This window comes from Dyella dinghuensis (assembly GCF_003977615.1).
Classification (GTDB): domain Bacteria; phylum Pseudomonadota; class Gammaproteobacteria; order Xanthomonadales; family Rhodanobacteraceae; genus Dyella_B; species Dyella_B dinghuensis.
This window is the reverse complement of sequence record NZ_RYZR01000007.1, coordinates 447,337-461,866: the sequence shown is the minus strand read 5'-3', so window position 1 is coordinate 461,866 and position 14,530 is coordinate 447,337. Positions and strand designations below refer to the sequence as shown.

The 14,530-nt window shown below is 60.5% G+C and carries 7 protein-coding genes; 3 read left to right on the top strand and 4 right to left on the bottom strand.

What is annotated here, in order from left to right:
* Positions 1 to 76 precede the first annotated feature (76 nt).
* Positions 77 to 838 (bottom strand): SapC family protein, encoded by a 762-nt coding sequence (locus EKH79_RS15785; protein WP_126674780.1) that lies wholly within the window; start codon positions 836 to 838, stop codon positions 77 to 79.
* Between the two features lie 256 nt (positions 839 to 1,094).
* Between EKH79_RS15785 and EKH79_RS15780 the strand changes: the two genes are divergently transcribed.
* The 3 genes from EKH79_RS15780 (at position 1,095) to EKH79_RS15770 (ending at position 6,508) form a co-directional block, all read left to right on the top strand.
* Positions 1,095 to 1,694: an HNH endonuclease gene (locus EKH79_RS15780; protein WP_126674779.1), complete on the top strand. Its 600-nt coding sequence runs from the start codon at positions 1,095 to 1,097 to the stop codon at positions 1,692 to 1,694.
* Between the two features lie 206 nt (positions 1,695 to 1,900).
* The gene (dxs, locus tag EKH79_RS15775) at positions 1,901 to 3,694 is read left to right on the top strand and encodes a 1-deoxy-D-xylulose-5-phosphate synthase (protein WP_126674778.1); all 1,794 of its coding nucleotides are present in this window, start codon (positions 1,901 to 1,903) and stop codon (positions 3,692 to 3,694) included.
* Positions 3,695 to 3,907: 213 nt separating this feature from the next.
* Positions 3,908 to 6,508, top strand: coding sequence for an MMPL family transporter (locus tag EKH79_RS15770; RefSeq protein WP_126674777.1), 2,601 nt, complete (start codon positions 3,908 to 3,910; stop codon positions 6,506 to 6,508).
* A gap of 112 nt (positions 6,509 to 6,620) precedes the next feature.
* Here EKH79_RS15770 and prmC read toward each other — a convergent pair whose 3' ends face one another.
* The 3 genes from prmC to EKH79_RS15755 all read right to left on the bottom strand — a co-directional run bounded on the left by prmC (position 6,621) and on the right by EKH79_RS15755 (position 14,403).
* Positions 6,621 to 7,448: a peptide chain release factor N(5)-glutamine methyltransferase gene (gene prmC, locus EKH79_RS15765; protein WP_126674776.1), complete on the bottom strand. Its 828-nt coding sequence runs from the start codon at positions 7,446 to 7,448 to the stop codon at positions 6,621 to 6,623.
* Positions 7,441 to 11,580, bottom strand: a complete 4,140-nt coding sequence (locus tag EKH79_RS15760; protein WP_126674775.1) for a DUF2339 domain-containing protein — start codon at positions 11,578 to 11,580, stop codon at positions 7,441 to 7,443. The genes prmC and EKH79_RS15760 overlap by 8 nt, the downstream gene beginning before the upstream one ends.
* 144 nt (positions 11,581 to 11,724) lie before the next feature.
* Positions 11,725 to 14,403, bottom strand: coding sequence for a M1 family metallopeptidase (locus EKH79_RS15755; RefSeq protein WP_126674774.1), 2,679 nt, complete (start codon positions 14,401 to 14,403; stop codon positions 11,725 to 11,727).
* Between the last annotated feature and the right edge of the window lie 127 nt (positions 14,404 to 14,530).

Sequence of the window (14,530 nt, the reverse complement as noted above, 5' to 3'; positions counted from 1 at the left end):
CTTCATCTTAGGCCTGCGCCATTGAAAAGAAAAAACCGCCCATTGGGCGGCTTTTTCACCATCGCACGAAAGGCGATTAGTTCTTGGTCTTGTTCGCCGCTTCGGCTTCTTCACGCTGGGCAAGACGCTGGCCCACGCGGTCGATATTGCCCAACGACAGCAGGTGCGCATAGATCCATGCCATCGTGCCGTCGGCGACGAACCTGTGCACGGTCTCGGCATCGAGCTTGCGCAGCTTTTCTTCGTTGACCACAAACAGGCCGTTGAGGTTGAGCACGTTGCCGTTGCGCTCCATGCGAATGTTGCGGGGTTCGAGCAGTTCGTACTTGCGCAGATCGTCCATGAATTGCTTGGTGCGTGCGACGTGCTGCTGGAATTCGCCGAGGAAGCGCACGGCGTTGCTCAGCATCTCGGTTTCGGTGCCGTCTTCCTTGAACAGGCGCTCACCTTCCTTGTCGTCGAAACCTTCATAGGCTTCGTCGAGGAACACGGTGAAGTCATCGCCTTCGGTGCCGGCCGGCTTTTCCGCCAGCACGAACGGATAGCGGCGCACGAAGGCGGGGATGTACACACCCGGCGCCCACTGGCCATCGATATCCACAAAAAGGTTTTCGCTTGCGCGCAGACCCAGCAGTGCCATCGGACCTGAATTGGCAATGTCGGGACCGGCGAACAAGATCGGAATGTCGCGCCCAGCCGCCGGGAACTCCGAGCTCGTCAACGGCACCGAGTGCACGTTATGCGTGAACTTGAGGTTCTGCAACGCCTTGATGCGCAGATCCTTGTGAGCGGTGCGATTGAGCGGCACAGGACGCTCGTAGAAAAGTACTTCAGCCACGTTACTTACCTCTGCCCCGCCGTGCCGGGGTCGCCACCCAGGCTCCCCCTCCCAAACCCGGCGCCGGGTCTATAGATGAATAACCACTATATCAGCGCCCGGTTCCAGGGGCGAATAGCCAAGAAAACTGGCTTTTTTGTGGGCCGCAGCCGCTATTTGCATGCGATTTGCAATCAATTTGGTCTATGCTCGGGCTCAACCGAGCACCGCTGCATGGATCGGGCGCTCTTTCGCTATAGGGTGAAGGACGAAACGCATGCTTATGGAAGTGCCTAATCGGGCCGATCTGAACTCGACCCGCGTGCTGTCGCTGGACGCCGCCGGCAGGATTCTCGACTGGATCAGCTGGCAAGATGCCGTTTGCCTCTACGTTCGCGAAGCGGTGGCCTGGACCCTCGGCGCACCGTGCCTCACTGTGCACGGCGGCCATAACCGCGTGCTGGGCAAGCAGAGCCAGATCCATCTTCATCCGATCGTCGCCAGTACCGGTCACTGTCGAGATCACGCGATCGACCCCGCCCCAGCCCTTACCAACAGCGCCCTTTTTGGGCGCGATCGTTATCTGTGCCTGTATTGCGGTGAACGCTTCAGCCGTGGAGAGCTTACACGCGACCACGTCCTGCCGATTTCCAAGCGCGGTCGTGACGAATGGGAAAACGTAGTGAGCGCGTGTTTGCACTGCAATTTGAAGAAGGGCAGCCGCACGCCGCAGGAAGCGAACATGCCGCTGCTGGCGGTGCCTTATCGACCGAGCTGGGTGGAGCATTTGATTCTCTCCAACCGCAATATCCTTGCCGACCAAATGGAATTCCTGGTCAGTCATCTGCCGCGCAATCGTCGCGACGCAATGGCCTGAGAAAGACTTTCCAGACTGATCCCTCTCCCACTGGGAGAGGGTGCCCGGCAGGCGGGTAAGGGTTCGGGCGAAGCGGGCGCGTTGAAGTCTTGCGCAAGCTATGCACTTCTCGCTCTGAGCGCACCCGCACCCCAACCCCTCCCGGAGGGAGAGGGGCTTACCGCGCTGCCCTTGCCCCTCTCCGGCGTAGGGCCAACAATACCCAGATGATTGATTTGTCTCGCTACCCGCATCTGTCCACGATCGACTCCCCGGCAGACCTGCGCCGCCTCCCCGATGAAGAACTTCCCGTGCTGGCCGACGAGCTGCGTGGCTATCTGATCGAGGCCGTAGCCAGTTCTGGCGGCCATTTCGGGGCTGGGCTGGGTGTCGTCGAGCTGACTGTTGCGTTGCATCATGTTTTCGACACGCCACACGACCGGCTGGTCTGGGACGTGGGCCACCAGTGCTATCCGCACAAGATCCTCACCGGCCGGCGCGATCGCATCACCACCATCAAGAAAAAAGATGGCCTGGCTCCTTTCCCGCGGCGCGAGGAAAGCGAGTACGACACGTTCGGTGTCGGTCACTCTTCCACCTCGATTTCCGCTGCATTGGGCATGGCGATTGCCGCGCAACGCAAAGGCGATCAACGCAAATTCATTGCTGTGATCGGCGATGGCGCAATGACCGCCGGCATGGCGTTCGAAGCCCTGAATCACGGTGGCAATGTCGGTGCGAACATGCTGGTCGTGTTCAACGACAACGGCATGTCGATCAGCGAAAACGTCGGCGCATTGGCACGCATGACGGGTCGCGCGCCATCTGCCGATGTATCGGTGCCGAGCACTGTGTTCGAAGACTTAGGGTTCCATTACACCGGCCCTATCGATGGCCACGACATGGCGCAATTGCTGAAAGCGTTGCGCACACTGAAAGACGTACCGGGTCCGCAACTTCTGCATGTGATCACGACCAAAGGCAAAGGTTACGCGCCGGCAGAACAGGCGCAGATCGAATATCACGCGGTCAGTCCATTCGATCCGAACGCAGGCGTGGTGAAGAAAACGGGCGCGTCCAAACCCACCTACTCCGACGTTTTCAGCGATTGGCTGTGCGACATGGCGGCGGACGATCCGCAGCTGTTCGGCATTACGCCCGCGATGCGCGAAGGCTCGGGACTGGTGCGATTTTCCAAGGAATATCCCGATCGCTATTTCGATGTGGCGATTGCCGAGCAACACGCGGTCACGCTTGCTGCGGGCATGGCATGCGAAGGCGGCAAACCCGTGGTGGCGATTTATTCCACGTTTCTGCAGCGCGCCTACGATCAAGCAGTGCACGACGTCGCGCTGCAAAATCTCGACGTGACGTTCGCGATCGATCGCGCCGGCGTCGTAGGCCCGGATGGCGCCACACATGCAGGCAGTTTCGATCTCACCTTTCTGCGCTGCCTGCCAAACATGGTGATCATGGCACCCGCCGATGAGAACGAATGCCGCGTGATGTTGACGACCGGGTTTCGTCACAACGGCCCGGCGGCCATTCGCTATCCGCGCGGCGGAGGCCCAGGTGCCGTCATCAACAAGAACCTCGAAACGATGCCCATCGGCAAAGCCGATATGCGCCGGCGCGGTCGCGGCATCGCCATCCTGAGCTTCGGCGCGATGCTGGCACCCGCTGCCGAAGTGGCGGCCGAACTCGACGCCACCTTGGTCAATATGCGGTTTGTGAAACCGCTCGACGAAGCGCTGATCCTTGAGCTTGCCAAGGATCATGACGGTTTCGTCACAATCGAAGACAACGCCGTGGCCGGTGGCGCGGGCAGCGCCGTAGCCGAATGTCTGGCCGCCCACGGTGTAACATTGCCCATCCTGCACCTGGGACTCCCCGACGTGTATCTGGAACATGGCACGCGCGAAGAGGTTTTGAGCGAGGCGGGCCTGGATCTGCCGGGGATACGTCAAGCCATTCTTACCCGATTTCCCAAAGCGGGCTCGCTGAGCCAGGCGAGCGCGTGATGCGTCAGGTATTGCGACGCGGCCAGCATGCAAATACCTGCACGCTGGCCGTTTGATTTTATGGCGGGGCTGTAAGGCGAAAGCCGATTGACACCTACAGCCCTTAAAAACAGCAGGCACAAATGACTGTGAGGGTTGCATGCGTTTGACTCACGCGAGACAACGCGCCCATGCAACAACTGTTTTGCCACCTAGTAAGGAGCCGTGTGGCCCGTGACTGAGTTTATTGTCCGCGTTGTCGACTTCTGCCGGCGCTACGCCGTCTTTGTCGTCATTTTCTTCTTCGCACTGGCGGGAGTCAGCGTGTGGATCGCCGCTGATCGCCTCAGCGTGGATACCAACACGGACAACCTCTTCGCCAGCACACTGCCGTGGCGTCAACACGCGATGGCGTTCGATCGCGAGTTTCCGCAATTCAACAATGTGCTCGTCGCCGTGGTGCGCGGTGCAACACCGGAGGAATCCGACGAAACCGCGGCGCAACTCGCCAAGGCGATGGAAGCGGACAAAAAGCACTTCATCGATGTCTACCGGCCCGACGCCGACCCCTTCTTCCGTCACGAAGGTCTGCTGCTCCTTGGTCCGGATGATCTGAGCAAGCTGCTCAATTCGCTGATGAATGCTCAACCGCTGCTGGGGCCGCTCGCTTCCGATCCTTCGGCGCGCGGATTGCTCAACGGCGTTTCGCTAATGGCGGCCGGCGTACGCATTCAGCACGCCGACCTGAGTCCCTACAAACCAGCGCTCGATCAGCTACAGACGGTGCTCAACGACGCCGCCGACGGGCATCCCACTCCGCTCTCGTGGCAGAACCTGCTGGGCTCGGATGTCACGCAGCAAGCGGGCAACGTGCGCATGGTGCTGAGCCACCCGGTGCTGGAAGACGGTTCACTGCAACCCGGCCGCGCAGCCACCAAGGCACTCGAACGTATTCGCGACAGTTTGCCCGACGTGAAGAGCGGCCGTGTACGTATCGACTACACAGGCTCCGTTGCCCTGGCCGATGTGCAGTTCGGCGCGCTGACAAAAGGTATCGTGCTGAGCACCGTCGTCAGTCTGTTGCTGCTCGCCTTGTGGCTGTATCTGGCGATGCATTCGTTCCGCCGCATCATTCCGATTCTGATCACGCTGCTGATCGGCTTTGCATTGACCATCGGCTTTGCCGCGCTCGCCGTCGGTACGTTGAACGTTATCTCGGTTGCGTTTGCGGTGTTGTTTATCGGTCTGGCCGTGGATTTCGGGATTCAGTTCGCCGTGCGCTTGCGCGATGAGCGCATGCGTCATCCGGAAATCACCCAGGCGCTTGCATCAGGCGCGCGCGTGTCGGGTGTGCAGATCGCCGTTGCCGCAGCAGCGACAGCTTGCGGCTTTCTTGCCTTCTCTCCGACCAGCTTCGTCGGCGTTGCGGAACTTGGCACCATTGCTGGCGTAGGCATGGGCATTGCACTGGTTTGCACGCTCACGCTGCTGCCTTCGTTGCTGATCCTGATGAAGCCCAAGCGCCAGAGCAAGGAAATGGCGTTGCCGTTCGGCCCGAGCCTGGATTCGTGGCTACACGATCACAACAAGCCCGTGCTGATGGTCTTTGCGGTGCTGGGGCTGATCGGCCTGGTATGCGCGGTGCGATTGCCGTTCGATGCGAATCCGCTGAATACGCAGGATCCGAATTCGGAGCCGATGCGCACGCTGCGCAGCCTGGCCGACAATCCAGTCACCAACCCGTTCAACATCAACATCATGGTGCCGGACCTGAAAACCGCGCGCGAGTTGAGTGACAAGCTGGATAAGCTGCCGGAAGTTTCCACCGTGATTTCGGCAGCGACCTTCGTGCCGCCGGATCAGCAAGCCTCGCTCGATCAGCTCGATCAGGCGCAGGTATTGATGTTGCCGTCGCTCAACGTTGACCCCTCTGCACCACCGCTGACCGCGGCCGCACTGCGCGCAGAAATTGCTGACACGCACGATGCCATCGTTCAGGCGGATGCCGAGATGCCACCCGATTCGCCCCTGCGCGGTATCGATGCGGCATTACAAAAGCTATCCAAAGTGTCCGATGATCGCCTGATGGCGATGAACGCGGCAGTCAGCCGCTTCCTTCCCAATCAGCTCGACAGCTTGCGCGACGCGCTGGATGCCAAGCCGGTGACGCTGCAAACGCTACCGGAGTCGATCAAGCGCGATTGGGTGAGTCCAAACGGCGACGTCCGTATCCAGGTATCGCCCACGGTCAAGGAAGAAGACACGGCAGGATTGCGCCGCTTCGTCGAAGCCGTGCAGCGCATCGCGCCGGATGCAGGCGGCCCCGCGGTCACGACGATTGCCTCTGCCGACACGATCATGCGCGCGTTCCAGCAAGCTGCCGTGCTTGCCACGATCGCCATTGCCATCGTGTTGCTGATCGCAATTCGCCGTCTGCGCGATGTTGGCCTCGTGCTGTTGACGCTGGGCATGTCCGCACTGCTTACGGCGTTGCTTGCGCGCTCGATGGGCATGGCCGTGAACTACGCCAACATCATTTCGCTGCCGCTGCTGCTTGGCGTAGGCGTCTCGTTCAATGTGTACTTCGTAATGAACTGGCGTGCAGGTATGCGCCGCTTCGTCAGCTCCGCATCAGCGCGTGCCGTGCTGTTCTCCGCGCTCACCACGGGCACTGCATTCGGCTCGCTCGCACTTTCGCATGATCTGGGCATGGCAAGCATGGGACGCATGCTGTTGGTCAGTCTGGTGGCGGTATTGCTGGCCACCTTTGTCTTTCTGCCTGCGCTGCTTTACGCGATCAAGCCGCCATCAAAATTGAGCGGCACGGGACATTGATGCAACGAAGCTCCTCTTGATGAGAGGAGCTTCGTATTCGCATAAGAATGGCACGTTGACGGGCACGCCTACTGTTCCGGGTGCTGACAGCTGCATCAAAAATGCTAACGCGCTAACTAATAAATTTGCCCGCAGTCACCCGATCGCGTTGCTCCATATCCTGCGCCGTGAAGACGTCGACAAAACCTAAGCCGCCCAACAACAAGCGCGCAGCGTGACCTTGATTCCAGCCGTGCTCGAACATCAGCCAGCCACCTTGTGCAAGATGCGCAGGCGCTTCGCGTGCGATGCGCCGAATATCGTCAAGCCCATCCACACCTGACGCCAATGCACTGATGGGTTCGTAACGCAGATCCCCTTGCTTTAGGTGCGGATCGTCGTTCTCTATATAGGGGGGATTGGAAACGATAACGTCGAAGCGCTGCTCGTTTAACGGCGCGTACCAATCACCATGCAGAAAGTCTGTGTTCGCGATGTTGTGGCGACGCGCATTGCGTTGCGCCACGACAAGTGCATCCTGACTTGCATCTGTTGCTGTGACCTGAACTTGAGGTCGCTCGCTGGCTATCGCCAATGCAATGGCGCCGCTCCCCGTACCGAGATCGAGAACACGTGCTGGTTCGTCAGGTGGCAAGCGCTCGAGCGCCAGTTCAACAAGTAATTCTGTTTCCGGCCGCGGGATCAATGTCGCTGGCGTTACTTCAAGGTCCAGCGACCAGAAACCCCGCTGCCCTGTGATGTACGCAACGGGTTCACCGTTCGCGCGCCTTTCGACGAGCGCGTTGTACGCCGACGCATCCGCCACCGAAAGAGCGTCGTCGGCATGAGCGATCAACCAACTGCGAGGTTTCTTCAGCGCATGGACCAGCAGCACCTCGGCGTCGACGCGATCGCCGAGCTGCTGTGTGGCCACCATCAATGCTTCACGTACCTTAGGCATCACCCAATGTGCTCTCGTTCGACGCAGGTTTTGCCGGTGCCACAGACTTCGGTTCGGGCCTGCGCCAATACCCGCCGCGCGTCCACGCGTCGAAGCCCCAGCGTAACCAGCCGATCAGTGCGTTGGCCAGCCACAATGCCCACGCCAACATGGCGATCTTATAGAACCAGAGCGATACGCTGAACACGCCCGCTTCCGGCAGCGCATCCTTGGCCTGGTCGGCGAACCAGCTCAAATCCCATGCGGTGGAATTGTTCCCAGTGACATGCATGTCTGGCAGCCCCAACAGTCCCGTAGGTACTGCCGACACGAGCATGCATAGCGCAAGCGCGGTCACGACCGCGAGACCTGCTTGCAAAAGATTGAAGCGGCGATTGCCCAACTTGGTCCATGATGCTTCGTAGCGTGCGCGCAGGCCAAGCAGAATCAACCACACCACGACAAACGCAAACGCACTCCACGCGAAGGCGGAAAAACCCAAACCGAGCAGCAACCAATGGCGCAAGCGCAGCGGTGTCGGTGCATAGCGGGACAAAAGCCAAGCGGCCAGCAATAGCACAATCAATTGCGCCCAATACAGCACGGCGGGTCCCATGCGTGGCCCCCAGGTCCAGAGCACCCAGCGATCTTCCGGCAATTTCAGCTCCAGGGAGATATTGGCCGAAGGTGCGGCAAAGGCGTAGGCGGGCGTGATCGAACGCAGGCTCGCGCCGCGTGGCTCGCGTACATGGAGCACGTAGTTATGTTTGCCGGGCAATAGCGGCAAGCTGAGTTTGCCATCCTTGACGGCAATGCTGAGGGAAACGTTGTCGCGCATGGCATCCAGCAGTTCCGCGTCTGGCGGCAACGCGATGGCATGCTCGCCGCCGCGTGTACTGCGTGCCACCAGTTCAAGCGACGTCTCGGTCGCACGATCACCAACGCTGCTGCTTGCACTCACGTCATCAAACGCAAGGCTGTCGCCTTCCATCGGTTTGGGACGCGTTATGGCAAGCGACAACGTTTCACCCGGCAGCGGCTCAAAACGCAAGCCATCGCTGCTACCGCTGAGCGGCACGCCGTTTGTCTCGACATGCCATATCTTGCCGGCGTGCAATTGCCATATCTCCGCGCGCTCATCGAGCTGCGGGGCCTTCAGTTGCAAGCTTTCGACTTGATCAAGCCGGCTGGTCCACGTGACGCTGTTTTGTCCCGCATTGAATGTGACGCTGATACGGCCATTCTGTACACGTGCGTTGTCACCCAGCGGATGTTCGCCGGGAAGCAACGGCACGTCTAGCGTGAACCCGCCGTCGCTCGGTGCGATGCGCTCGACCGTATTGACGACCATCCAGTCAACACCGAGACCCAGGTCACGCGTGACGCGCACATAAGGCGGAAACGTCTGTTGCGGCAAAGGTGCCTGCTTGCCATCCTCGGCCACCTTGAGACGATTGAACGTAACGCTGTCGCCGAGCATGCGCCCGGCGTCGACCCCATCGAGCGACCAGCCTTGTCCGCTGAACGATATCCACTGCGGATGCAAGGTGAAGTTCAACGTCGTGCTGTCGACTGGTTTGACGCGATAACTCAGATCAACATGATGGATACCCGGGACAAGCCGCACCACAAGCTGTTCTTCGTTTCTGCCGATCGAGGCATTGGCGTTGTTATCCACACTCACGCCGACCAGCTGCATACCGCCATCCGTTTGCGGCATCGGCAATGCGACCGGCGCACCTACGTGCACTTCCATATCGAGCGTGACCTGATCGTCTTTGGCCTGCACCGTTGCAGCTGCAACGACGGCACAATCGGGCGCGCATTTGGGCGCTTCGGTCAGTCGCGCCTGCAGTTGATTCAACACATTTTGGTTCGGTGTCGACTGTGCGTGGGCCATGTGCGGCAAGCACACCACGATCAGCAACGCCGCGGTGGCGCGGGCCGGCCACCAGCTACGCCAGGATGGATACAACGGTTTGATCAGGATTTGGACCATGCGCGCGAGCAACACGACCAGTAAGCCCAGCATGATCACGCGCAACCAACGCACCAGCCACGCGGGCGCAATCACCAGCCGCATGGTTTGTTGCGGCGTAACCGGGCCCGACCAACCGAGCCGATAGTTGTTGTCCACATCCCACGCCGGTTCGCCGGCACCTGCTTGAATCACGCTGTGGTTGTCCGTCTCGTCGGCATACATCGCACCGGTAATCTGGCTACCCGTAACAGCCACAGAAAAGAGTTTCGGAGCGCCTCCACTGGCTACGACACTCGACGATGATTCCTGGACACGGGGAGCTGGCGCAGCAGGTGCTGGGGCGGGCGCGTAAGCGGCTTGTTCCTCTACAGCGGGAGGCGATGGAGGCGCCTGCCTATATGCCCTGTTTTCGACCACCTTGTCGGCTCGCATTGGCTTGACGGCTTGTACTTGATCGAGAAGCGTTGCACCACCACGCGCTTCCAATTGCGGATGCAAAGCGCTCTGCAATTGCGTCAATGCAAAGGGCAACGTCCACAGCACGGCCAATGCCAGCGCAGTTCCGGCAGCGAGGTGCGCCGCACGTTCCAGTCGGCCTTGCGGCAACGCCTTTTTCAACAGCGCGAACGCAAGCGCCAAACCCAGCGTCCAGCGCGGCGCTCCACCCTCATGTTGCGAGAGCGCGAGGAAAACAATCGCAACGAGTGCCCAGCGCCATCCCAACAAACGTCCCGCCAGCAGTGCAATCAACGCAACGACAAACAGATCCAGCAAACTCCATTGCGCGATCCATGAATCCGGCGAACGATCGACACCGCTCGCGCCGATCAGCCGATAGCCGTAAGGAAGATGCAACGTCGCATCGATGCTTTCCAGCGATGCCTGCCATCCCGTGCTAGGCAACGCGCCGCTGCGATCGGCAATACGCAACCCCGCCTGCAGGTCCAGATCCGTCCCGCGCAATTCCACGCCACTGCGGCCGTTGCCGGTTTGCGTAACGAGCAGTGGATCGTCGCCTTGCGATACGCGCTGCAACTGCCAGGGGCTGTCCACATCAAGCCGCTGCGTACGCTGCAGCTTGCCGGTCAGATGATCGCTGATGCTTAAGCCTTCGCCATCGAAATCCACCCACATGTCACGCTGCAACTGAAGGTGGTCTGCCGCACCACCTTCATTGCCGCGCGTGCCCTGCTCCACCGTCAGGCCGTTGCCGGCATCGAGGGCATAGGCTGGCAAGCTGGTCCAGTCTTCCGGCACATCCGCTTGTGCGGCATCGGTAGCGTGGCCATCGACGTGCGTACTGCGCAGCCCGGGATCATCCGAATAGCTCCAGATTTCCTGACGCGGCCACGGCTCGGGCGGCAGCGTAAGCGTTACCTGTTGCAAGGTATCGACACCGCGTGCGGCGAGCTGCAACGTCCAGGAGCCCGGGCGCAACTGCACGCGCAGCCGTCCATCGCTGTCCAGTTGCGCGGGCAAATCGCTGGTGAGCGCGGTGGCGACAAATCCTTTCGGCAATGCAGGCCCAAGCACCAGCTCGCGGGAGCTGCCGGTGACATTCAACTGCAATTGCGTATCGAGCATGGCCGGCATGCCATCGGAAAGATGCCGGTAGACGCGCACGGAAAGCGCATCGGCCTGACGTTGCGCCGCAGCGGCTTCGCCAAGCGTGAGCTGGTCGCCGTTTCGTTCGACGCGATCGACCGGCTGCCCGTCGAGGCTGAGCGACACCAGCCCGATGCTGTTGGGCACACTCAAACGCGCCGGGCGCGCCTCCCACGGCAGCACGCCACGCACGGTGTAATCGCCAGGCTCCAGCCATAACGCGGGATGGCCTTGCTGCGACAGCACGGGCACGGCTTTGTCATTGACGGAGACTTGCTGCGGCCAGCTATGTTCATCGCCCGGCACACTCACCCAGCCTGCCGCATCGACGTGCACGCTCAGGCTGAAGCGACCGCCATCTTTGTTGGCTTCCAGACCAAGACGGCCCGGCCAGATGCATTGGTAATTGCCGACACCCGGCGTGCGATTGGCCAGGAACGGACAGGCATGCTCGGGCACATCGTGCAGCACCCAATCCTGCCAATCGTGCAACGCAGGCGGAATCTCCTGCGCAAATAACGGAGCGACCATCCACAGCAGACCGAACATCCCTATCCATCGACGCATGCGGCTCTCCCCCTCGGTGGCGTTCGAGCCAGTTTAGAGGGAATCGATGGCGCGGAAAGGCCGGCCCTTTCCAGGCTGCGGCGGACACAAAAAAAGCCGGGTAGTTCGCACTACCCGGCAGCTGTCGATAAGAGATGCTTAGGCTTAGATCTTCGAAGGATCCTGCTTGGCTTTCAGCGCCGTGCACAGCAGCGTCTGCTCGCGGGTTTGCGCCAGACCGCGATCGGCACCGGTCACGTCCTTCAGGCGCGGCTCGAAGTAGGCCTGCAGACGATCCGCTTCCGCCTTCGAGCAACCGTCGCCGCCGACGAGCGAAGGCAGACGTCCGCCAGCGAAGCTGCCCGTGCGCGCAATCACCTGGTCATAGTGACCGGTGAACCAGTTCCACAGCGCGTCGCGTGCCGCCGGTGTGTCGTGGCCACCGCGCAGGATCGCGGCCATCTCGCCCACTTTCACCTGCTTGGTCAAGGCAAAGTCACGGGCCTTGTCGGCGAGCGCAGGCGTATCGGTGGCACTCAAGCCCTGCAGCATGGCGTTGCGCAGTGCCGGATCGGTGGTCTGCGGCAATTCGGCAATCAGCGCGTCGAGTGCCGGTTCGCCACGTTCCTGCACCGCAACGGCCAGCGCTACGCCAAGCAGATCGGGATCGGCAGCAGTCAGATTGAGATGGCCATCGGCCTTCTTCGCCAGCGCTGCATCACCCTGCTTGAGCAACGCCGTGCGCACTTCCGGCAACTTGAAGTCGAGCGCAAGCACTTCGGCCAGCGCACTGCGCAGCAGTGAATCGCCTTCCGGTTCGCCGGACTTGCGCTGATAACCCAACTGCTCCATGCGCGGCAGGTAGGCGTCTTTTACCCATGCTTCGACTTTGGCGCGTTGCGCATCGGTCGTCGCTTCGTTGCTGTAGATCCACTCGATCGTTTCCAGCGGTGCCACGGCCACTTCGCGCGTCGCCACACTGGTGAGCGGTTTCAATGCGGTCATGACGTCGCCGGCATTCAAGTCGCCGTGACGGAAACCGGCATCGATGCTGTCTGCGTAAGCCAGTTGTTCGGTGTCGCTCAACGCTGCAACGTGCTGCGTGAGATTGGCCCAGTCTTTCTTGCTCAGGCTGAAGCGGTAGTAACCGCGTGCGTTCGCGTTGGGCATCACCCAGGTCGGCGTGCTGGCATCAGTAAGCACCATGCTGGCGGTGGCTTTGTCGAGCAGCTCGCAGCTTTGTTTGGTGCCATCGCTCGTGGCGTAACGCACGCAAACCGGAATACCCCAGACGCGATTCGCATTGCCGGTGCTGCCGGTCGGCAGGTAACGACTCTGCGTCAGGTGAAGAATGGTCTTGCCGTTCTTCTGATCCAGCTGTGCCTGCACGTAAGGCACGCCGGACTGGTCGAGGAAACTGTTGAAGGCGTGCTTGAACGTTTCGCCCTGATTTGCAGCGGTCGCGATCGCACCGACCAGATCATCCGCCTTGGCGTTGCCGAACTTGTGCGCCTGGATATATGCACGCATGCCCTTCTGGAAAGTGTCTTCACCGACATAACCTTCGAACATGCCGATGACGGCGGCACCCTTCTGATAGGTAATGCCGTCGAATGCGGTTTCGATATCGCCGTTGCCCGTGATCGGCTGGCGAATCTGGCGTGCCGACGTCAGGCTGTCGTTCTGCATGGCACCTTCGGCGCCGTGAATGCGATCGAGGTCGGCGCGGTATTCCGGATGCACCTTCATGGTGACTTTTTGCTGCATCCACGTCGCGAACGCTTCGTTGAGCCAGATGTCGTTCCACCAGGCAAGCGTGACGGTGTCGCCGGTCCACTGGTGCGCAAGCTCATGCGCTGTGACGTTGAACGAACCGCGCACGTATTTCGCCGGCGAATCCGGATCGAGCAGCAACAGCCAGTCGCGGAATGTAACGAGGCCCGGATTCTCCATCGCACCTGCCGAGAAATCCGGCGCGGCAAGCAGATCGAGTTTGCCGAACGGATAACCGAAGCCGTAGTAGTTTTCCAGCGTGTGGATGATGCTCGGCGTTTCGCTCAGCACATGCTGCATGCGATGGCCTTCGCCATGCGCAGCAATGCCACGCAACGGCAGCACGTCAGTGCGGTAATCATCGGGCGAAATATCGGGACCATTGACGATATCCCACGGACCGACTGCGAACGCCACAAGATAGGTAGGAAGCGGCTGCGTTTTTGCGAAGGTCAGCGTCTTCCAACCAGCGCCAGCAGCGGCTTCACCCGTCTGCTTGGTATTGGCGACAGCGGTGACATCCGACGGAATGGTCAGGCTGATGTCATACGGTGTCTTGAAACCGGGCTCGTCGAAACCGGGGAACGCGTAGCGCGCGCTGATCGGTTCCATCTGCGTCATCGCATACGGCACACCGGCGTGACTGACTTTGTACAGACCCTGCAATTGCTGATTGAGCGGTGCGGTGTATTCGATCGTGAGCGTGAGCTGCTGCGGTTTCAGCGTACTGCCGAAATCGATGCGCGACACACCTTCGTTCGGTGCGACGGCCACGTATTTGCCATCATGCGCAGTGCCGCTCGCGTCGGTGATCGTCACCTTGCTCACATTCAGATCGCGTCCGTCCAACCACAGATGATCGGCGGCTTGCTTCAAGTCGACCTTGATCGTGGTCGTGCCCGAATAATCCTGCTGCTTCGGATCGACCTTGAACGACAGCTGGTAAGACTCCGGCACCGCCCAGCGCGGCAGCGTCCCATGCGGCGCCTGATCGGCCGGCGTGGACGCTAATGCTGCGCCACAACACATGGCAAGGACGGTCAAGGCAAATGGACGAGCGAAACGGTGCATGGTGGCTTCCTACGGCAACGAAAAGCGTTCACGCTAGGCGGTGTAGGTACTCTGCCACAGTGCCAAAAGGCATAGTCCTCTGATGTAAGCGGCGCCCGCTCCCTAAGCTAGTACCAGGGAAAGCTAA

What these genes read in the sequence shown, in the direction of transcription:
- EKH79_RS15780 (WP_126674779.1), top strand. Translation starts at nt 1,095, where the DNA reads ATGCTTATGGAAGTGCCTAATCGGGCCGATCTGAACTCGACCCGCGTG.
- EKH79_RS15755 (WP_126674774.1), bottom strand. Translation starts at nt 14,403, where the DNA reads ATGCACCGTTTCGCTCGTCCATTTGCCTTGACCGTCCTTGCCATGTGT.
- prmC (WP_126674776.1), bottom strand. Translation starts at nt 7,448, where the DNA reads ATGCCTAAGGTACGTGAAGCATTGATGGTGGCCACACAGCAGCTCGGC.
- dxs (WP_126674778.1), top strand. Translation starts at nt 1,901, where the DNA reads ATGATTGATTTGTCTCGCTACCCGCATCTGTCCACGATCGACTCCCCG.
- EKH79_RS15760 (WP_126674775.1), bottom strand. Translation starts at nt 11,580, where the DNA reads ATGCGTCGATGGATAGGGATGTTCGGTCTGCTGTGGATGGTCGCTCCG.